This window comes from Thermodesulfobacteriota bacterium (genome assembly GCA_040753795.1).
Taxonomy (GTDB): Bacteria; Desulfobacterota; Desulfobacteria; order Desulfobacterales; family Desulfosudaceae; genus JBFMDX01.
On the sequence record JBFMDX010000001.1, the window covers coordinates 225,495 to 245,108 of the forward strand.

At 59.2% G+C, this 19,614-nt stretch carries 16 protein-coding genes; 8 read left to right on the top strand and 8 right to left on the bottom strand.

Annotation, left to right across the window (positions count from 1 at the left end; all coding sequences use genetic code 11):
- Window positions 1-23: 23 nt before the first annotated feature.
- The 4 genes from AB1724_01025 to AB1724_01040 are packed head-to-tail and all read right to left on the bottom strand — an operon-like array spanning window position 24 to window position 4,862.
- A complete protein-coding gene (locus tag AB1724_01025) occupies window positions 24-650 on the bottom strand; it encodes a class I SAM-dependent methyltransferase (GenBank protein MEW6076372.1) in 627 nt (208 codons plus the stop codon).
- A gap of 1 nt (window position 651) precedes the next feature.
- Window positions 652-2,820 carry a DNA translocase FtsK gene (locus AB1724_01030; GenBank protein MEW6076373.1) on the bottom strand — a complete coding sequence of 723 codons (2,169 nt, stop codon included), beginning with the start codon at window positions 2,818-2,820 and terminating at the stop codon, window positions 652-654.
- A gap of 8 nt (window positions 2,821-2,828) precedes the next feature.
- The gene (locus AB1724_01035) at window positions 2,829-4,478 is read right to left on the bottom strand and encodes a ribonuclease J (protein ID MEW6076374.1); all 1,650 of its coding nucleotides are present in this window, start codon (window positions 4,476-4,478) and stop codon (window positions 2,829-2,831) included.
- Window positions 4,479-4,529: 51 nt separating this feature from the next.
- Window positions 4,530-4,862, bottom strand: coding sequence for a hypothetical protein (locus tag AB1724_01040; GenBank protein ID MEW6076375.1), 333 nt, complete (start codon window positions 4,860-4,862; stop codon window positions 4,530-4,532).
- Between the two features lie 177 nt (window positions 4,863-5,039).
- On the opposite strand from AB1724_01040, the gene pheA reads away from it, so the two are divergent.
- The 5 genes from pheA (at window position 5,040) to AB1724_01065 (ending at window position 9,187) form a co-directional block, all read left to right on the top strand.
- A complete protein-coding gene (pheA, locus tag AB1724_01045; protein MEW6076376.1) occupies window positions 5,040-6,173 on the top strand; it encodes a prephenate dehydratase in 1,134 nt (377 codons plus the stop codon).
- Window positions 6,170-6,997: an NAD(+)/NADH kinase gene (locus tag AB1724_01050; protein ID MEW6076377.1), complete on the top strand. Its 828-nt coding sequence runs from the start codon at window positions 6,170-6,172 to the stop codon at window positions 6,995-6,997. Before pheA ends, AB1724_01050 begins: the two co-directional genes overlap by 4 nt.
- Window positions 6,994-7,743 carry a histone deacetylase family protein gene (locus tag AB1724_01055; protein MEW6076378.1) on the top strand — a complete coding sequence of 250 codons (750 nt, stop codon included), beginning with the start codon at window positions 6,994-6,996 and terminating at the stop codon, window positions 7,741-7,743. The genes AB1724_01050 and AB1724_01055 overlap by 4 nt, the downstream gene beginning before the upstream one ends.
- A complete protein-coding gene (locus AB1724_01060) occupies window positions 7,740-8,546 on the top strand; it encodes a dihydropteroate synthase (protein ID MEW6076379.1) in 807 nt (268 codons plus the stop codon). Before AB1724_01055 ends, AB1724_01060 begins: the two co-directional genes overlap by 4 nt.
- Before the next feature lie 62 nt (window positions 8,547-8,608).
- Window positions 8,609-9,187, top strand: a complete 579-nt coding sequence (locus AB1724_01065) for a hypothetical protein (protein MEW6076380.1) — start codon at window positions 8,609-8,611, stop codon at window positions 9,185-9,187.
- A 93-nt stretch (window positions 9,188-9,280) separates the two neighbouring features.
- Here the strand turns inward: AB1724_01065 and AB1724_01070 are convergent, their stop codons facing one another.
- From AB1724_01070 to AB1724_01080, 3 genes are all read right to left on the bottom strand, one after another.
- Window positions 9,281-9,469: a type II toxin-antitoxin system HicA family toxin gene (locus AB1724_01070; GenBank protein MEW6076381.1), complete on the bottom strand. Its 189-nt coding sequence runs from the start codon at window positions 9,467-9,469 to the stop codon at window positions 9,281-9,283.
- Window positions 9,466-9,678 (bottom strand): type II toxin-antitoxin system HicB family antitoxin, encoded by a 213-nt coding sequence (locus AB1724_01075; protein MEW6076382.1) that lies wholly within the window; start codon window positions 9,676-9,678, stop codon window positions 9,466-9,468. Before AB1724_01075 ends, AB1724_01070 begins: the two co-directional genes overlap by 4 nt.
- Window positions 9,679-10,125: 447 nt before the next feature.
- A complete protein-coding gene (locus tag AB1724_01080) occupies window positions 10,126-10,506 on the bottom strand; it encodes an OmpA family protein (GenBank protein ID MEW6076383.1) in 381 nt (126 codons plus the stop codon).
- A gap of 606 nt (window positions 10,507-11,112) precedes the next feature.
- Here AB1724_01080 and AB1724_01085 point away from each other — a divergent pair.
- The gene (locus AB1724_01085) at window positions 11,113-13,305 is read left to right on the top strand and encodes an adenylate/guanylate cyclase domain-containing protein (GenBank protein ID MEW6076384.1); all 2,193 of its coding nucleotides are present in this window, start codon (window positions 11,113-11,115) and stop codon (window positions 13,303-13,305) included.
- 21 nt (window positions 13,306-13,326) lie between these two features.
- On the opposite strand, the gene AB1724_01090 is transcribed toward AB1724_01085, so the two are convergent.
- Complete coding sequence (locus AB1724_01090; GenBank protein MEW6076385.1) at window positions 13,327-14,430, bottom strand: metallophosphoesterase; 1,104 nt, start codon at window positions 14,428-14,430, stop codon at window positions 13,327-13,329.
- Window positions 14,431-14,647: 217 nt separating this feature from the next.
- Between AB1724_01090 and polA the strand changes: the two genes are divergently transcribed.
- Entirely contained in the window at window positions 14,648-17,326 is a 2,679-nt protein-coding gene (polA, locus tag AB1724_01095) for a DNA polymerase I (protein MEW6076386.1), read from the top strand.
- 479 nt (window positions 17,327-17,805) lie between these two features.
- Window positions 17,806-19,239, top strand: coding sequence for an RtcB family protein (locus tag AB1724_01100; GenBank protein ID MEW6076387.1), 1,434 nt, complete (start codon window positions 17,806-17,808; stop codon window positions 19,237-19,239).
- Window positions 19,240-19,614: the final 375 nt, after the last annotated feature.

A 19,614-nucleotide genomic window follows, 5' to 3' on the forward strand; every position in this document is an offset into this window, starting at 1 on the left:
GGCCCCGCTTTCCATCAGCGGTTTTATTTTCGCCGCAACACGCCCAGGGTCCTGACGCGGGAGTGAGGCGCAAAGAGGCCTGAGGATTGAGCGAGCTTGTAAACTTCGTATGGCGCCTGCCCGCCTTCTTCCGGGTTTTCAAAAATATCGTGGATCAACAGAAAACCGCCCGGCATGAGATGATGGGCCCAGCAGCGGTAGTCCGTGACGGCGGTTTCCAGGGCGTGGCCGCCGTCGATAAAGACCAGGGACAGGGGAGTGGCCCAGGCCCTGGCCGCCACGTCCGAGGCGCAGACGATGGGCACCACCGTTCCGGTCAGTCCGGCATGTTCAAGGGCCGCCAGGAAGGCAGGCAGGGTGTTGACGCGGCCGGCCCGGTAATCATACAGGGCCGGATCAAAGTATTCCTCGCCGGCCTGCTGCTCCTCGGAACCCCGGTGGTGGTCAATGGAAAAGAGGATGCCGCCGGCTTCCCGGCAGCCGCTGCCCAGGCAAACCGCCGATTTGCCGCAGTAGCTGCCGATTTCAAGGCAGGGCCCCAGCCCGGCCGCCTCCCGGGCCACGCGATAAAGGTGGGCTGCCTCTTCGTCGTCCATAAAGCCTTTTATGGCAGCCAGTTGTTTTACATCAAAATCCAATTTTTTTTCCACTTCATTTGGCCCCTTGATCCCTTGATCCCTTGAGCCCCTGGTCAAAATCAGCCACCAGCACCTCCCGGGGCTTGACGCCGTCGGACGGGCCGACCACGCCCTCACGCTCCATGGTCTCAACGATCCGGGCCGCCCGGTTGTAGCCGATGCGCAGATGGCGCTGGATCATGGAGATGGATGCCTGCCGGGTTTTGGCGACCAGGGCCACCGCCTCATCATAAAATTCATCATATTCCGTTGATTCCGGTTCCCCCTCGGGCCGGGGCGGCGCTTCCGTGACACGTTCGTCAAAATCCGGCCGCTTCTGCTTCTTCAGAAACTCGATGACCCGCAGTACCTCTTCCTCGGAAATAAAGGCGCCGTGGATGCGCTGAATTTTGGCCGTGCCGGGCGCCATGAAGAGCATGTCGCCGCTGCCCAGCAGGCTTTCGGCGCCGTTGGCGTCCAGGATGGTGCGGGAATCGATCTTGGAGGAGACCTGAAAGGATATCCGGGTGGGAAAGTTGGCCTTGATGATGCCGGTGATGACGTTCACCGACGGCCGCTGGGTGGCGATGATCAGGTGAATGCCGGCGGCTCGGGCCATCTGGGCCAGGCGCGCCAGGGCGGCTTCCACCTCCCGGGAGGAGACGGCCATCAGGTCGGCGAACTCGTCGATGATGATGACGATGTAGGGCAGTTTGGGCTCGGCCTCTTCCCCGGCCTTCTGCTCCTTTTCGATTTTACGGTTGTACTGGCTGATGTTGCGGACTTTCTTCTCGGACAGCCGTTCGTACCGCTGTTCCATTTCCCGGACCGCCCAGGACAGGGCGTTGGTGGCCTTCCTCATGTCGGTGACCACCGGCGTGATCAGGTGGGGGATATTGTTGTAAAGGGAGAGTTCGATGCGCTTGGGATCGATCATCAGCAGCTTGACTTCGTCCGGGGTGGCCTTGTACAGCAGGCTGCAGATCATGGCGTTTAGGGCCACGCTTTTGCCCGATCCGGTCGAACCGGCCACCAGCAGGTGGGGCATCTTGTCCATTTCCACCGCCACCGGTTCGCCGACAATGTCTTTTCCCAGGCACAGGGTCAGCTTGGATTTTTGTTTTTCAAAGCTTTCCGAAACGATGATCTCCTTGATGCGTACCGTCTCCCGCTGGGGGTTGGGGATCTCGATGCCGATCACGGATTTGCCGGGGATGGGCGCCACGATGCGGATGCTCAAGGCCCGCAAGGCCAGGGCCAGGTCGTCGGCCAGGCTGACGATGCGGTTGATCTTTACGCCGGGGGCCGGCTCGTATTCGAACATGGTCACGACCGGGCCGGGGGTGACGGCGGTGACCGATCCGTTGACGCCGAAATCATCCAGCTTTTTTTCCAGCAGGCGGGACAGCATTGCCAGGCTGTCATGGTCCACCGACGCCGGCCGTTCATCGGGATCATCCAGGAGCTTTACCGAGGGCAGAGAGAATCCCCCGCTGTCACTCATGAAGGAAAATTCTTCCTGCTTGGGCCGCGGCACGGCCTTGACGGGAGCAGGGACAGGGGTGTTGATTTTCAGCTCGCCGGGTTTTTTGGGCGGTTTTTTCAACTGGGCGGCCACGCGCTTTTCCGTTTTCAGTTTTCGCTCCCGGAGAATCATCCGCCGGGTTTTGATCTGCTCGATCATCATCCGGCCGAGCCCCCTGGCGCGCCTGAAGAACCGGACCGGCGAAAACCCGGTGGCGGTGATCAGGCCGACTAAAAGCAGCAGGAGAACGATAAATAACCCGCCCCTGGGGCCGGCCAACCGGGTCAGGGCTTCCTGCAGAATTTTCCCGGCGGCGCTGTGAGCGGGATAAATGGAAAAAAACCGTTCACCGGACTGGAACGAGGCCAGGCATCCGGTGGCGACCATCAGCAGTACCCCGCCCCAGGCGATGCGGATAATAGCCGCCACGTCTTTTTTGAGGATGATCCGTATGCCGGCCATAAAGAGCAGCAGCGGTGCCCAGAACGCGCCGATGCCGAAACCGGCCAGCAGCAGCCCGGCCGTGTGCGCTCCCAGGGGGCCGAAAAAATTTCTGATTTTTCCGGTGGAAGACGTGCCCAGGCCGATGGCGGGGTCTTCCGGGCTGAAGGTCAGCAGGCTGACCAGGGTCAGGATGACCAGGAAGAAAAGCAGGATGCCGCCGAGTTCTTTTTTCATACTTATAATTATATCTCTACAATAATGGGGATGACAACCGGCCGTCGCTGAATCGTAAATTTAAAGTATTGCCGCAGGGCGATTTTCATCTTCGCTTCGATGACCGCCACCCGGTCGGGAACGGTACCGCTGACCTCTTCCACGATTTCCAGGATGACGCATTCGGCGTCCTGGAGCAGATGGCCGGTGACCCCGGGGAAGACAAAACCCTTGGAGATGATTTCCGGGCCGTGCAGGATGATGCCGGTCTCTTCGTCGAATATCATGACCACGATCACCAGGCCGTGCTCGGCCAGTTCCCGGCGCTCCCGCAGGACGCGCTGGCCGACATCGCCGACGCCTTTGCCGTCGACCAGCACCCGGCTGGTTTCGATGCGTCCGCCGATGCGTCCGCCGTTCTCGTCGAATTCGATGACCCGGCCGTTGTCCGGCAGCAGCGTCCGTTCCCGGGGGATGCCCATTTCTTCGGCCAGCCGGATATGGTGCACCAGGTGCCGCCGTTCGCCGTGGATGGGAATGAAATATTGGGGGTTGACCAGGTCGATCATCTCCTTGAGTTCGTCGGCAAAGGCGTGGCCGGAGACATGGATGTCGGAAATTTTTTCATAGATGACCCGGGCGCCGTCTTCGCAGAAATTATTGATGACCCCGGCAATGGCCTTTTCGTTGCCGGGAATGAACTTGGAGGACAGGATAATGGTGTCGTCCGGTTTGGTGCGGATCATCTTGTTGTTGCCGATGGCCATGCGGGCCAGGGATGACATGGGCTCACCCTGGCTGCCGGTGGTGATGACGATGACTTCCCGGTCGGGGAAGTAATCCATGTCCTTGATGCTGATTCCCAGGTGTTCCGGAATGCGCAGGTATCCCAGGTCCCTGGCCGTCTGGACGCTGACCTCAATGCTGCGTCCGTCAAAGGCGATCTTGCGGTTGTGCCGGGCGGCGATGTCGACGATCTGCTGAATGCGGACGATGTTGGACGCGAACAGGGCGATAATGGCCCGGCCCGGGCTGCGGGAGATCAGTTTTTCCAGGGTGTCCCCGACTTTTTTGTCGGAAAAGGTGCGCCCTTCCTTTTCAACGTTGGTGGAATCGGACATGAGGGCCAGCACGCCTTTCTGGCCGTATTCGACGAACTTATCCACGTCCGTGTTCATCCAGGAGAAATGGCTTTCGCTGAGCTTGAAATCCCCGGTATGGATGACTGTGCCCACCGGCGTGCCAATGGCGATACCCACACCGTCCACCACGCTGTGGTTGACCCGGATGAAATTCAGTTCAAACGGACCGATCTTCAATGTATCATCCGGGGAGATCGGGTGAAGACGGGCATTTTCCAGCAGGCCCCATTCGTTCAGCTTGTACTTGACCAGTTCCAGGGTGAAGGGCGTGCCGTAGACCGGCACATTCATGGTCTTTAATACATAAGGAATGGCGCCGATGTGATCTTCGTGACCGTGGGTCAGGACAATGGCGGCGAAGCTGTCCTGTTTGGCCTTGAGATAGCTGATTTCGGGGATAACGATATCCACCCCGAGCATGTAATCTTCCGGAAACATCAGCCCGGCGTCGATGGCGAAAGTCGTGTCGCCGTATTCAACGGCCATCATATTCAGACCGATTTCCCGGGTTCCGCCCAGGGGAATGATTTTCAGCATCAGGAGCGCCTTTTCCCCACGGCCGCGCCGGCAGGGACGATATCGTTATGCTTACGTAATTATTTCAAGCCGTTCAAAAATTGAATCGATATAAGTCAGCAGCCAATTCCGCTGTTCCGGGGTGGCATAGCCGATACAGTTGCAACGGATGGTGTTTTTGGTTCGGACCAGGAGCTCGCAGGACATCTGCGACTCATTGATATCAACAACAAAATAAAACGGTTGACAGTTTTTGTGGGTCGCCTGGGTGCCGGAGAGCAGGTCTCCTGGAAGGGGAATCCAGAACAGGCTGGACAGTTCCGGCGGACCGAAGGTTTTGATCAGATAATCCGTGATTTTGTCCGCTTCCCCGGGGCGGAGCTCGTCGATTACATATTGTTTCATGAAGGTCTGATTAGCATAAATAACGGGATAGTGCAACATGGGAAAAAAAGATTGATATCAGGCGGCCATCAACGATAAACTGTGAAATACAATAAATGACAGTCTCGTAAGGCTTTTACGAGCGCATCAAAAGATAAGGTACCTTTAACCTGCTGCCGTTTCAGGGAAAAGATCAGGATGAACGATTCCGGATCAGAAAAGCCGGGAGGACCGGAAAACAGGACGCTGGAACAGCTACGTCAGGAGATCAGCCGGACCGACCGGGAGATCCTGACCTTTTTGAACAGGCGGGCCGAGTTGTGTCTGGCCGTGGGGCGGATCAAGGCAGCCACGGATGACGCCATCTTCAAGCCGTTCCGCGAGAAGGAGGTGCTTCAGCAACTGGTCGGCAGCAATCCCGGGGCTCTGCCGGAAGACCACCTGCGGGCCATTTACCGGGAAATCCTCTCTTCCTCCCGCAAGCTCCAGCGCCCGGATAAGGTCGTTTACCTGGGACCGGAAGGGACCTTTTCCTATTTTGCCGGCGTGGAGCTGCTGGGCGGCAGTACGGATTTTGAGCCCCGCGGCAGCCTGGCCGACGTGTTCGCGGCAGTGGCCGCCAGAGAAGCGGCGCTGGGCGTGGTGCCCCTGGAGAACTCGCTGCACGGCAGCGTGGGGCAGAACCTGGATTTCTTTCTGCGCTACCCGGTATTTATCCAGGCGGAAATTTACTGCCGCGTCAGTCATTGCCTGTTGAGCGCGGGGGACGGGCTGGAAGCGGTCCAAACGGTCTACTCCCATCCCCGGGCCCTGGAGCAGTGCGCTGCCTGGCTGGACGCGCACCTGCCGCGGGCCGAGTGCGTGCCCGTGTCGAGTACGGCCGCGGCCGCCCGCCGGGCGGCCGGGCGCAGGGAATATGCCGCCATCGGTCACAGCCGGCTGGCGGACATGTTCTCCCTGAAGATTCTGGCCGCCCGGATCGAGGATATGCCGGACAACTGGACGCGGTTTGTGACCATCGGCCCGGACATGCCCGCGGTCAGCGGCCGGGACAAGACATCGCTGCTGTTTACCCTGCCGGACCGGTCGGGAGCCCTGTCCGACGTCCTGTCGGTGCTGGCCCGTGGCAACATCAACATGAAGAAACTGGAGTCCCGCCCGCTGAAGACGGACCAGTGGCAGTACCTGTTTTTTGCCGACGTTGAATGCGACCTGAACGACGATGAATATTCCGGCCTGATGCGGGAGCTGTCCGGCAAATGCCACAGCCTGAAAATCCTGGGCAGTTATCCGGCGGGGCGGAATGTGGACGAAGGGTGCGCGCGACCATGACGACCATGGGCCTGGTGGTAAAATCCGATCCCGAAGCCGTCGCCAATGCCGATGCGCTGGAGCAATGGCTGCGGGAGCGGGGTGTGGGGGTGGTTCGCAAGACACCTGAGTCCGGACAGCCGGCTTCGGCCGCGCTTTCCTGCGTGTTCGTTCTGGGCGGAGACGGCACTTTTTTAAGCGCTGCCCGCTGGATCGGTGACCTGGACATCCCCATGATCGGCATCAAGTTCGGCCAGGTGGGGTTTTTGGCGGAGACGGTCGAGGACGACCTGATCTCCGCGGCCGAAAAGATAGTCGGCGGCAACTTTACCATTCAGCAGCGGATGCGCCTGCAGGTTACCATTGTCAAAAACGGTGCTGAACGGGTCCGGCAGACGGTGTTAAACGACGTGGTCATCAACAAGGGCGCCCTGGCCCGATTGGCCCACATCAAGGCCAGCATCAACGGCCATTACCTGACCACCTATCCCGGCGACGGCCTGATCATTTCCACCCCCACCGGATCAACAGCTTACTCCCTTGCGGCCGGCGGCCCGATCATCCATCCCTCGGTGGCGGGCATCGTGCTGACGCCGATTTGTCCGTTTACGCTCACCAACCGGCCCCTGGTCGTGCCGGAAAGCGCCCGTATCGAGTTGAGCCTGGCCAAGAAACCCAGGGATATCATGGTCACCCTGGACGGGCAGGAAGGGCACGAAATCGACGAACGGGACACGGTGATCATCGAAAAGGCGCCGCATCCGGTCAACATGATCATCCTGCCGGGGCAGCGGTATTTTGACGTGCTCAAGGCCAAGCTGCGGTGGGGCGGGGGGCCGGGATGATGAAGGTGTTTTTCCACAACGATTTTTATCAGGTCTATGCCGACGACCCGGCCGCGGCGGCCGGGAGGATGCAGGCCATCGTCCGGGAGATCGCGCCCCACGTCGCCTTCGTGGAGGCGGAATTCGCCGACCATGATGACGTGGCGGCCGTGCATACCGCGCGGCACATCGATCATGTCCGAGACGAGGGCGTTTACCCCATGGCCATGCTCGCCGCCGGCGGTGCTGTCCAGGCGGCCGAGACCGGCCTGGCCGAGCCCTGCTTCGCGCTGATCCGGCCGCCGGGGCATCACGCCTCGGCCGGCTCCTGCTGGGGCTTCTGCTATTTCAATAACATGGCCGTGGCCCTGACCTCCCTGAAGCGCCGGAAGATGATCGCCATTGCCTACGTACTGGACATCGATCTGCACTACGGCGACGGCACGGTCAACATCCTCGGGGATAAGGACTGGGTCACCGTCTATAACGTCGAGTCCATGAAGCGGGACAGCTACCTGGAGGAGGTCCGGCGCGAGATGGCCGCCTGCCGGGCCGACCTCATCGGCATTTCCGCCGGGTTCGACAATCACCGCCAGGACTGGGGCAGCGTGCTGGAGACGGAAGATTTCACCGAGATCGGCCGGCTGGTCCGGGCGGCGGCCGTCCGAAACCAGGGCGGCTGCTTTGCCATCCTGGAGGGCGGCTATAATCATGAAATTCTGGGCCGCAACGCGCTGGCCCTGATTCAGGGGATGTCGTCCAAATGATGATCGTGGCCGATAACCTGCAGGTGACCAGCCGGCGCGTTGCCCAGGCCATCGAGCACCGGGACGCGGAGGCGATCCGCGCCATGGTGACGCAAAGCCTGAAGGCCGGGGCCGATGCCATCGACATCAACCCCGGCCCGCTGACCCGGGAGCCGGAAGACAAGATGACCTTCCTGGTGGAGGCGGTGCAGTCGGCCACGGACAAGCCCCTGCTGCTGGATACCACCAACCCCCGGGCCCTGGCCGCCGGCCTGAAGGTTGCCCGCAATCCGGCCGTCATCAACGGTTTTTCCCTGGAGCCCGTCAAGCTGGCGGAGATCCTGCCCCTGGCCGTGGCCCATGACGTCGACATCATCGGTTACCTGCTCTATCCCGACAGCCGGGTGCCGGTGGATGAGGACGAGTGCCTGGCCGTGGCATCGGCCCTGCTGGAAGCCTTCGAACAATCGGGTCTCGGCCGGGAGCGGCTGATCATCGACCCGGTGGTCGCGCCCCTGATCTGGGACAACGGCCTGCGGCACAACCGGGCGGTGTTGGGCGTCATTCCCCGCCTGGCCGATTTGTTCGGGTTTCCCGTTCGCACCATTGCCGGGATTTCCAACCTGACCACCGGCCCGGCCGTTTATCCGAGACGGATTCGCATGGAACAGACCTTTATTCCCATGCTGGCGGCCGCCGGCTTGAGCATGGCTCTGATGAACATGCGCCATGTCGAGTCGGTACGAAGCGTCCGGGCCGGTGATCTGCTGCTGCAATCGGACGTTTTTGCCTGGGATGCCATGGAAGATCCCGGTATCAGATAATTAAAGCATCCGGAGCCGGTGGCCCGGCTTATCGAATTCATAACAAGGGAGTGGAGACCGTCATGAAAAAAACAGTTGTCATCATTATGATAATGTTTCTTGTTATGACCGGGGCGGCGGATTTTGTTTCCGCCGGCCGGCTGCTCTGGGACTACAGAAAGAACGGCTACGACCGGGACATGGACAATGACGGCCTCTGGGAGCGCGGGCAGGGCGGGACCGACCGGGATATCGACAACGACGGCGTTTGGGACAAGGACCGGGGCGGAACGGACCGGGATATGGACGGCGACGGCGTCTGGGATTACGGCCGGGGCGGGGTGGACCGGGACGTGAACAAAAACGAACTTTTCGATTATACCAGCGGCGGCACGGACCGGGACATGGATTACGACGGCGTCTGGGACGCGTCCCGGGGGGGGACCGACCGGGATGAGGACAACGATGGGGTTATGGATTTTGGCAGCCGACCCATGGAGCGGGACATCGACCATGACGGCATCTGGGACTACCAGAGAGGCGGCATGGACATGGAAATGAACAAGGAAGGAATATGGAACTACAAGCGCGGCGACCTTGACCGGGCCTTCTCGACGCCGCTTGATAAGCTCCTGGAAAAGACAAAATCAGAAAAAGAATGATGTGATCGCCGCGAATCCGTTTTGTTCGCTCCCCTGATCATTTTGGGCGGATGGTAAACTTGATCGGGCCATCCTGGACAACAATGTGTGTCGTTATTGAGTGAAGGGGATGCCCAGGTCTTTGCAGATCTTGCGGGCGAGGTTATCATTGATCTCGGTGTGTCTGGGAATAGAGGATCGGCGATTCCGGTCCGGATTGCTCCACCATGAATGGCTTCCGCCCTCGCGAATGAAGAGGCACCCATGCTCGCGCAAATGCTTGAGCAACTCCGTGCGTTTCATACCGTGACCGGTTCTTCGGTAAAGTCCGGGGCGGCCGCTCGAATTGCATCCTCGCGGTTAAGTTCGATGGCTTCCGCCAATGTCGTTTTCAGGCTGGCCAGCAGGGCCTCACGCGTCAGCTCCTGGCAGTTCACGCCCGGCACTTCCTCAATCCATCCGATCCACCAGCCCCCATCCTGCTTGGTAACCGCTGTGTAGGTATTTGCCATTTTCAATCACCTCCGGAATCAGAATACCATCTCTTGGTCGGTCTTGTCCAGAATACCGACTTCAAATCAAAGCGCTCTTTTCGTTGGCTGCATCGTCGGATCTTCGGCATATGACTTTCCGTTTCGTCATGGCCAAACCATCCGATCAGGTCGGATGGTGAACTTGATCGGGCTATCCAGAAGAAGAATGATGTACTCGCCGCAATCCGTTTTGCTCGCTCCCCTGATCATTTTGGGCGGGTTCAATGACCCCGGCTGAATTTCTCAAACTTGGGCTGTTCCGTATTGCTAAAAATGTCCGGACTGCGCCCTCAAACAGCGAGAAATTCTATACGCCGGGGTCATTGAACCCTTGCCTCCTAAAATGACCAACGGTCGCTCACAAAAGGATTCGCGGCGAGAACGTTTTGATCGGGGGCAAGCCATCGTTGATTCCGGCAAGAAGATTCATTCCCCCATTTCAACAAGGACAGCCTTGCATTCTTTGCCTTTGTTGTAAGGCATGGTAGTCAGTCTCGACTGGGAGAAACCATTCTGGATCAAAATATCTCTTACAACATTGGCTCGGTGTGCGGCCATGGATAGCAACTCTTCTTCCGTCCCTTTATCTTCCTCGCCAGTGTATCCGTAAATCTGGTATCGTTTTGTTTTACTCAGGCCGCTGATTAGTTCCTCTATATTTTGTTTAGCCAGTTCAAAGGTCCCAGGCTTAAAATAGACTGCAGTTCTCGACAGGCCATCATCCTGCTTATCATCCACGCCACTATAAGAAGTAGCATTAAAGGCAACAATGGCGAAACCTACCAGAATGATAATAATGATCTTCATGTCTTTCCTCCCCTAAATAACATTTTGCCCAGAATTTTGATGAATTACAATTAATTTATCAGGAAGCAGGTAGCTATGAGGGCTTTTGTTGCCGTCGCAAAAAGGGTGTTTGGTGAGCGACTTCGATCATTTTGGGAGAAAAGGGATCAAGGGCCTTCGCGTTAAAATTTTCTCGCTGTCTGAGGGCGCAGCCCGAGTTCGAGAAAATTAGCGAAGGCCCTTGATCCCGCCCAAAAGGATCGAGGAGCGAACGAAACGACCTTTTGCGACATCATTGTTGGATTTTCCTGCTCCTTTACTCTAATGAACACCGCCTGGGCATTCGGACCTGAGCTTGTCCGTGTGTTCGTGGCGTAGATGGCCTTGCACGGGCAAGCCCGTCTGCGGCAGTCTTCGTCCGTGGCACCCAACGACGGTGTACGCTCATGGCACCCGACAAAGGGAATGACGGCTCCTGCCGGATGATCTTTCGGCCGTTTTAATATGATGTCTTTGCGGTTGACAGCCGGGGTTTCATCGACTACTCTTTTCAACAATTTCGCCTGCCGGCAGGGAAGCCGGAACGCCGGGCGGAAACAAAGCAACACGACAGGGAAGTCAAAGGTTATGGACAACCAGGGCATCATGCTTGCCGGCCGCGGGATGCGGCACGCGCCATGGACGGTGGATTCACAGGGCTGTTATCGCCCGCCTTCTGAAAAAGAATCAACCGAAGTATACGGCATTGCCGGAACCGCGGTCCGGGAAACCCTCCTCTATTTTGAACAATGCCGGGGCAGCACCCCGGACCTGGTCGATCGGCTCAACCGTCACGTCCCCGGCGACCGGTTCTTCATCACCCGTGCCGGTCTGCTGGATGAAGACCGCTGGTATACCCATGAGTATTATTTCTACTTCCAGATGTTCTGCAAGCAGTTCATCGGCCGGTTTGACTGGCATTTCGGTGAATACTCGACGGCACAATTGTCCGAGCATCACAAGATCTGGGAAAAGGGACCGCTGCGCTATATCCCCTACGGCGGGCCGGAAAAAGACTCCACTTTCAGCATGATCCGGGCCATGCTGGACCACTATACCGAGGCAGGCGTGGATTTTTCCGACCTGTACGACTGGGCCGAGGCGCTGTGCCGGGAGAAGACGGGCATCAGCTTCAAGAATGTCATTGTCAATATTAAGAATATCTGGCTGTGCTCGGAGTTCTGGTATTACCTGATCGAGTTTGTCAAGATCATCGCCAACGTCAGCAGCACCACCCGGATCGTGGAGGAGAGCTTCGACCATTACGAACTGGAAGGGTTTTCCTTTGCGCCGGACGGCATGCTGATTCATCTGTTGACCTACATGCTAAACCGGTCTACCCGCGCTTATCACGTCCGGGTGGACTATGCCGGCGGCAACCGCGCTACTTTTGAGCTGACCCGGCGGCCGGACTGGAACGCCGACAAGACCGACAAATACTTCGCGTCCGCCACCCGCAATGGCGACGAGGCCATTATCGCGGCCTACCGGCTGATCATCAGGAAATTCCTGCGGCTGGACGTGCCCCCCGAGGTGACTCGGTTGTCGGGCGTGAGTTCAGGCGAAGTGACTTTCACCATTGCCTGGCCACGCCGTCTGCTGCCGGTCCCCGCCATTCCCCTGATCCTGGCCAACGGCGGCCTGGCCGGGCTTTATGCCCTGACCGGACCCGGCCGGCCGGTCTGGCTGGCCCTGGGCCTGGTCGCCGTCAGCAGCGGTCTTCTTCTTTACCGTCATGCCCGTTATGCCCGCAACCGGGTTCATACCCTCAAACAGCGGCTATCCCGGACCATCAGTGCCAACGAGGCCAAGATCGAGCAGGCGGAACGGATTGCCCGGGACCTGCTGGAGGAGAAAAAGCGGCTGCTGGCGGAACGGCGGGAGATCATCCGGCGGATGGAGATCGTTCAGGTTTACACCCGCAAGTCCCTGGTGGATATTATTGCCGCCGGGGATGATCCCACCTGTTTTCCCTCCACTCATCGCATGGTGTCGGTTCTTTTTGCCGACATCAACGATTTTACCCGCTGGTCGGAGAAGCGGAGTTCGATGGAAATCGTGGACATGCTGAACCGATATTTTAATGAAATGAACCGGCATATCATCAGTGAGAACGGAGAGATCGACAAACTCATCGGCGACGGTCTCATGGCCGTGTTCACCGACCCGGACAGCTGCCTGCGGGCGGCCGTCCGCATGTGCGGCGGTCTGCGGTCGCTCAACGGCGGCAGTCCCGTCTACAGGGAGCGCTTTTTCCATTGCGGCATCGGCATCAATTACGGCCAGGTGGTGGTGGGCAACATCGGCTCGGAAAACAAGATGGATTACACGGTCATCGGCGACATTGTCAATGCCGCCAGTCGCCTGGAAGCCCTGACCCGTTACTACCAGGCCGACATCATTATTTCCGAGGAATTCAAAACCCAGCTTTCCGGTAATTACCGCCTGCAGTTTCTGGACATGGTCCAGGTCAAGGGGCGGCAGGCGCCGACCCGCATCTATGAGGTATACGACCATCTGGACGCGGAAGCGCTCCGTCTCAAACAGGCCGTGGGACCGGACCTGGATAAGGCCTTTGCCTGTTATCAGCGGGGTGATTTTGAATCGGCCCTGTCCATTTATGACGCCATCCGGAAAAGAGCGGAGATGGGGGGGCGGACCGGCCGGCCCCTGCGCCTGCCGCTGAAGTTTTACCGGGACCGTTGCCGGGAGCTGCTGGCTCGCCGGGAGTCCGGCGGCCTGGACCGGTGGACCGGGATATATGATTTCACCATTAAATAATGGCTGGCTTTCAGGCGACGATCATCCGCCACTGCGCAGGGTTATCGCCAGAATCTCCCCCGGCAGCCAGAGACGCATGCGCGGGCCCCAGGTGCCGGTGCCGCGGCAGACGATCAGGGTCATGTTGTCGACCTGAAAACGGCCGGACAGAAGAGGGTAGACGAGCCGTTCCAGATGGTTGAAGGGCCAGATCTGGCCGTCGTGGGTGTGGCCGCTGAGCATGAGCCCGGCGCCGAGGGCGGCCGCTTTTTCATATTCCAGCGGACTGTGGGAGAGAAGGATGGCGGCCCCGGCCGGCCGGCCGGAAAGCGCGGCGGCAACCGGATCACCGGGGGGGGTATCCCGGCGGCGGGTGGTCAGGTCGTCCACCCCGGCCACGATCAGTCCGGGAGCGGTTTGCGCCCACTGATCGCGCAATAAACGGAACCCGGCCTGTTCCATGCGCCGGATTCCCTGGTTGTTGCGACCGTGAAACTCATGATTGCCCGTGACTGCCCATACACCCAGGGGCGGGGCAAGCTGTCGGAAAAGACGGGCAAAGGCCTCCTCGCTGCCGCCGTGGCCTTCAAATATGTCGCCCAGCAGTATGATCATGTCCGGGTTCAATTCGTTGATCTGCTCTATCCGTCCGGCCAGCCATCGCTCGCCGATCAGGGAACCGAGATGCGTATCGGAAACGACCGCCAGCACGGTGCCGTCCAGAGCCGCGGGCAGGCCGGTCAGGCGCACCTCATGCCGGGTGACCACCGGCGGCCGCATTCCCTGGACCAGGGCGATGATGGAGAGGATGACCCCGGCGGCCAGCGCCCAGCCCCGCATCCGCGGGGCCCATTGCTTCAGGATCAGACCGCCGAGGGTGGTCAGATCCGCGGCCAGCATTGTTATAAAGGACAGGAAAATTACGCCCATCAGGGTCATGCCGGAAAATTCCAGAATCGCGGCAGCGGGTCCGGTTCCATCGTGCCCCAAAGTGCGGCCGGAAAATAAAATTGCCCAGGCGACGACGGCCGCAATCAGAAGGGTTTGTCTGGAAACATGCCGTCTGACCAGGGGCACTGAAGCGGCCCGCAGGAAAACATAGAGTTGCATGAGGGTCATGATGGAGATGAGTATGGTGCCGAACATGATGGCGAGGTATCCTTTTATAATAATGAGGTAAAGATTCCGGAAATCCGATATCCCGGAAACCATCTGCAAGGACTTTATGGACAGATCCGCAGCATGTCAAACAAAAGCGGCGCCGAACGGTTTTCCCCGGTTCGGGTTTTCTTGCCACCCATCTGTTGCCATGATATATCCTCAATCATCTGACGGGATAATCCGCACAACCGGGAGTTTTCTGATGCCAAAAAAACGTATTGTTTACCTGATCGACGGCACTGCCTATATTCACCGCGGGTATCATGCCGTGCGCAGCCTGTCCAATTCCCGGGGGCTGCCCACCAACGCGGCTTTTTCTTTTACCCGCATGCTGATCAAGTTCATGAAGGAACGGCAGCCGCAGTATGCCGTGGTCCTGTTTGACGCCCGGGGCCCGACGTTCCGTCATGACATCTATAAGGAATACAAGGCCAACCGGGCGGCCATGCCCGAGGACATGGCCGTGCAGATTCCCTATATCAAAAAGATCGTGGAAGGTTTCCGCATTCCCATGCTGGAGATGCCGGGATTTGAAGCCGACGACCTCATCGGCACCCTGGCCCGGCAGGCGGTGGCGGCCGGGTTTGAGGTGGTCATCGTCTCCGGGGATAAGGATTTCGCCCAGCTGGTCACCGACCATGTCACCATCTGGGATCCCCTCAAAGAGATCAGCGTCGATGCGGAGGCCGTGAAAAAGAAACTCGGCATCGAGCCATCCCAGGTCATCGACGCCATGGCCCTGTCCGGGGACACCTCCGACAATGTCCCCGGCGTACCGGGCATTGGTGAGAAAACGGCTCTGGGCCTGATCCAGGAATTCGGCTCCCTGGACAGTATTTATAGCCGGGTGGACGAGATCACGAAAAAGAAACAAAAGGAAAACCTGATCAGTTTCAAGGATCAGGCTTATTTGAGCCGGCAACTGGTGACCATCGACACCGCCGCGCCGGTGACCTATGACGCCAAAGCGTTCATGGTGGCCGAACCGGACAACAATGCTCTGTCGGACCTGTTCGGCGAACTGGAGTTTGCCGCCCTGCAGAAGGAGTTCCCCCGGGAGAGCGACCTTTCGGGCAAGCAATACACCGCGATTCTGAGAGTGGAAGACCTGGACCGGCTGACGGACCGCCTGGGCCGGGCCCCCGCCTTTTCCCTGGACACGGAGACCACCGGCCTTGACACCATGACCGTCCGGCTGGTGGGCCTGTCGTTTTCCCTGAAAGCGGATGAGGCTTTTTATATTCCGGTGGGCCATGATTATGACGGCGCGCCAGAACAGCTTGACCTTGAAACAATTGCCGCCCGGCTGCGGCCGGCGCTGGAAAATCCGAATATTCTGAAGGTCGGTCAGAACATCAAATATGACCTGACGATTCTGGCCCGGTACGGCCTGACTGTCCGGGGCCCCATGTTCGACACCATGGTGGCGGCTTACCTCCTCAATCCCGCCCGTCGGGGATACGGCCTGGATCAACTCGCCCTGGATTACCTGGACCACCGCATGATCTCTTATGCGGAGGTGACCGGCACCGGCCGGGACGCGATCTGCTTTTCCAAAGTCGCCATCGATAAGGCCGCGACCTATTCCGGCGAGGACGCGGACATCACCTTCTGCGTCTATCGGCTGCTATCGGAAAGACTTCAGGAAGCCGGCCTGACCGAATTGTTCGAAAAGATTGAAATGCCCCTGGTGCCGGTGCTGACGGCCATGGAGATGCGCGGTGTCCTGGTCGATCCGGAGGCCCTGCTGGCCCTGTCCAAGCAGTTCGAGGGACAGCTGGAACAGCTGGAAAAGGAGATCTACGGTCTGGCCGGGGAAGCGTTCAACATCAACTCCCCCCAGCAACTGGGGGTGATCCTGTTTGAAAAACTGAAACTGCCCACCCAGAAGAAGACGAAAAAAAAGACCGGCTACTCCACCGACGCCGATGTGCTGGAGACCCTGGCCGAGCATCACGAACTGCCGGCGGCCCTGTTGCGGCACCGCACCCTGTCCAAGCTCAAATCCACCTATGCCGACGCCCTGTTCGGGTTGATCAACCCGGACACCGGCCGCATTCATACCTCGTTTAACCAGACGGCCACGGCCACCGGACGGCTGAGCAGCACCGAGCCCAACCTGCAGAACATCCCCATCCGCACCGAGGAGGGCCGGCTGATCCGCCGGGCCTTTATCCCGCGGCCCGGCTGGGAGTTCATTTCCGCCGACTATTCCCAGATCGAGCTGCGCATCCTGGCCCATTATTCCCAGGACCCCATTCTGATCGAGGCCTTTGAAAAGGACGAGGACATCCACACCCGCACGGCCAGCGAGGTGTTCCAGGTCTTTCCGGAGATGATCACCGAGGACGTGCGGCGCCAGGCCAAGGCCATCAATTTCGGGATTGTCTATGGTATCAGTGCTTTCGGTTTATCCCGGGATCTGGGCATCAGCCAGAAGATGGCTAAAAATTACATCGACAGTTACCTGGACCGTTACCGCGGGGTCAGGCAGTTCATGGACGGGGCCATTGAAAGCGCCCGGAAAAACAAGCAGACCCGGACCCTGTTCGGCCGGATCCGGCACCTGCCGGACATCGACAATTCAAACTTTGCCGTGCGCGGGTTTGCCGAGCGGGCGGCCATCAACACCCCTATCCAGGGCACGGCCGCGGATATCATCAAGCTGGCCATGATCGCGGTGGAAAAGGAGCTGACCAGAAGAAAACTGGCGGCCGCCATGCTCTTGTCGGTCCATGACGAGCTGGTGCTGGAGAGTCCGCCCGAAGAGATCGACACGGTCATCAGCCTGGTCCGTGATATCATGGAGCATGTCTGCGACCTGGCCGTTCATCTGAAGGTGAATATTGCAACTGGCCGGAACTGGGCTGACGCTCATTAGGCCTGATGGCTTCGGTAAACGCCCCATGTCAGCGTTGCGCTTCAGCCCTCCTCGTTCGGCGTACTGCCAGTAGAGCTTCATTCGTCGGGCTTCGCGCGCCTTGACCTGGAACGTTTCGTGAAGGCTGACTCAATATGCATTCTGGCGCTTATAGCGAGTGGTTCCGGAATGATGCATAACGACGCTCAAAAAGACTGCCAGGGTTATCGGGTTTTGAAAGGTTTTCCGGGAACCTGTTTTTTGAGCGCCATTTGACGCTTTTGGGAAAAAGCCGGTTGGAAGCGGCGGCGTCAAGAATTTCTCGCTGTTTGAGGGCGTCAGCCCGAGTTCGAGAAATTCAGCCGCCGGTTTCAACCGGCCCCAAAAGGGTCAAGGCGCGAAGGAAAACGGTTCCTCGGAAAACCATAGATTCGTTTTTGTGCTATAGCGACCCCATATAGAGAGTGAATGTTTATACGCAGTGCGTTAAGGGTGAAAACATGGAACTAAAGCAAATAGATGAAAACCGCTGGGAAATTCCCCGGACCGGGGCCATGCGGGTGCCCGGGATTATTTACAGCAGCAGGGAACTGGTCGAACAGCTTCGCCGGGAAGAAGCCTGCCAGCAGGTGGCCAACGTGGCCACCCTGCCCGGCATCCTGTCGGCCTCCCTGGCCATGCCCGACATTCACTGGGGCTACGGCTTTCCCATCGGCGGGGTGGCGGCCTTTGACATGGCCGAGGGCATCATCTCGCCGGGCGGGGTGGGCTATGACATCAACTGCGGGGTGAGACTGGCCGCCTGCCGCCTGGATCTGCCGGAGGTGACCGCCCGGGCCGAAGACCTGGCCGACGCCCTTATCGCCGCCATTCCCTGCGGCGTGGGCGCCACCGGCGGCCTGAATCTTTCCTATGTCGAGGAACGACGGGCCATGGCAACCGGCGCGCCCTGGGCAATCAAACGGGGGTTGGGCGAGGAGGGGGATATCGACCGCACCGAGGATGGCGGCTGCATGGCCGGGGCCGACCCCGAGGCGGTCAGCGACCGGGCCCTGGAACGGGGGAAAAAGCAGCTCGGCACCCTGGGGTCGGGCAACCATTTTATCGAAGTCGGTGTAATCGAAGAGATATTCGACCAGCGGGCGGCCGTCCGCATGGGCCTGCACCAGGACCAGGTGACGCTGATGTTTCATTCCGGTTCCCGGGGCCTTGGCCACCAGGTCTGCGACGATTATCTGGCGGTCATGGCCAAAGCCGTCCGCCGGATGCCCATCGATCTGCCGGACCGGCAGCTGGCCTGCGCGCCCATCGACTCCGACGAGGGCCGGCGCTATTTCGCGGCCATGGCCTGCGCCGCCAATTTCGCCTGGATCAACCGCCAGGTGCTGCTGCACGAGGCCCGCGAAGTCTTCTGCCGGGTGTTTCGAAAAGGACCGGCCGAGGTCGGGCTCCGCCAGATTTACGACGTCTGCCACAATATCGCCAAGAAAGAGGAGCACCTGGTGGACGGGAAGAAGCGGCTGGTGTGCGTCCACCGCAAAGGCGCCACCCGGGCTTTGCCCGCCGGGCATCCCTCACTGTGCCATGAGTACCAGGACGTGGGCCAGCCGGTGCTGATCCCCGGCGACATGGGCACGGCTTCTTATGTGCTGGTGGGCGGCCAGAACGCCCTGACCGACACTTTCGGTTCCACCTGTCATGGCGCCGGCCGGGTGCTGAGCCGGACAGCTGCCAAAAAATCGGCCCGGGGACGGAATCTGTTCGACGAAATGGCCCAGAGAGGCGTGACCCTGCGCTGCGCCGGCCGAGCCACCGTGGCCGAAGAGATGCCCGAGGCCTACAAGGACGTGGACGCGGTGGTGGACGTGGTCCATCGGGCCGGCGTGTCCACGAAGGTGGCGCGGATACGGCCATTAATCGTCATTAAAGGCTGATACCGATTTCAAATCAAAGCCCTCTCTGCGTTGGCTGCGTCGTCGGCTCCTCGACGTATTATCAATACGCCTGCGCCGCCTCCTCCTGGCCGCCTTGAGATCATCTTTGATTTGAAATCGGTATACCGGCAAAGCGCAAAGCCCGATATCGGCGTTGCGCTGTATCCCTCGTCACTGCTGCGTACAAACAGTACGCCTCACTCCTCGGGATTGGCGCGCCTTGATCTTGGGCTTTGCGCTTTGCCGGCAGGGTTATGAATTTTTTCGGAAGTTGCCTGTTTTCTCTTCGGTTGAACCGTCCGGAATAGTCGGTAGGGCGACATAGTTAATCTCCCCCGTCGCTGCTTTCCTTATTAATATGGCGGTTGGCCCTCA

Bases quoted from the DNA above. Each gene is read 5' to 3' on its own strand.
- AB1724_01030 (MEW6076373.1), bottom strand. From the start codon at position 2,820: ATGAAAAAAGAACTCGGCGGCATCCTGCTTTTCTTCCTGGTCATCCTG.
- AB1724_01035 (MEW6076374.1), bottom strand. From the start codon at position 4,478: ATGCTGAAAATCATTCCCCTGGGCGGAACCCGGGAAATCGGTCTGAAT.
- AB1724_01040 (MEW6076375.1), bottom strand. From the start codon at position 4,862: ATGAAACAATATGTAATCGACGAGCTCCGCCCCGGGGAAGCGGACAAA.
- pheA (MEW6076376.1), top strand. From the start codon at position 5,040: ATGAACGATTCCGGATCAGAAAAGCCGGGAGGACCGGAAAACAGGACG.
- AB1724_01050 (MEW6076377.1), top strand. From the start codon at position 6,170: ATGACGACCATGGGCCTGGTGGTAAAATCCGATCCCGAAGCCGTCGCC.
- AB1724_01055 (MEW6076378.1), top strand. From the start codon at position 6,994: ATGATGAAGGTGTTTTTCCACAACGATTTTTATCAGGTCTATGCCGAC.
- AB1724_01060 (MEW6076379.1), top strand. From the start codon at position 7,740: ATGATGATCGTGGCCGATAACCTGCAGGTGACCAGCCGGCGCGTTGCC.
- AB1724_01065 (MEW6076380.1), top strand. From the start codon at position 8,609: ATGAAAAAAACAGTTGTCATCATTATGATAATGTTTCTTGTTATGACC.
- AB1724_01070 (MEW6076381.1), bottom strand. From the start codon at position 9,469: ATGAAACGCACGGAGTTGCTCAAGCATTTGCGCGAGCATGGGTGCCTC.
- AB1724_01075 (MEW6076382.1), bottom strand. From the start codon at position 9,678: ATGGCAAATACCTACACAGCGGTTACCAAGCAGGATGGGGGCTGGTGG.
- AB1724_01080 (MEW6076383.1), bottom strand. From the start codon at position 10,506: ATGAAGATCATTATTATCATTCTGGTAGGTTTCGCCATTGTTGCCTTT.
- AB1724_01085 (MEW6076384.1), top strand. From the start codon at position 11,113: ATGGACAACCAGGGCATCATGCTTGCCGGCCGCGGGATGCGGCACGCG.
- AB1724_01090 (MEW6076385.1), bottom strand. From the start codon at position 14,430: ATGTTCGGCACCATACTCATCTCCATCATGACCCTCATGCAACTCTAT.
- polA (MEW6076386.1), top strand. From the start codon at position 14,648: ATGCCAAAAAAACGTATTGTTTACCTGATCGACGGCACTGCCTATATT.
- AB1724_01100 (MEW6076387.1), top strand. From the start codon at position 17,806: ATGGAACTAAAGCAAATAGATGAAAACCGCTGGGAAATTCCCCGGACC.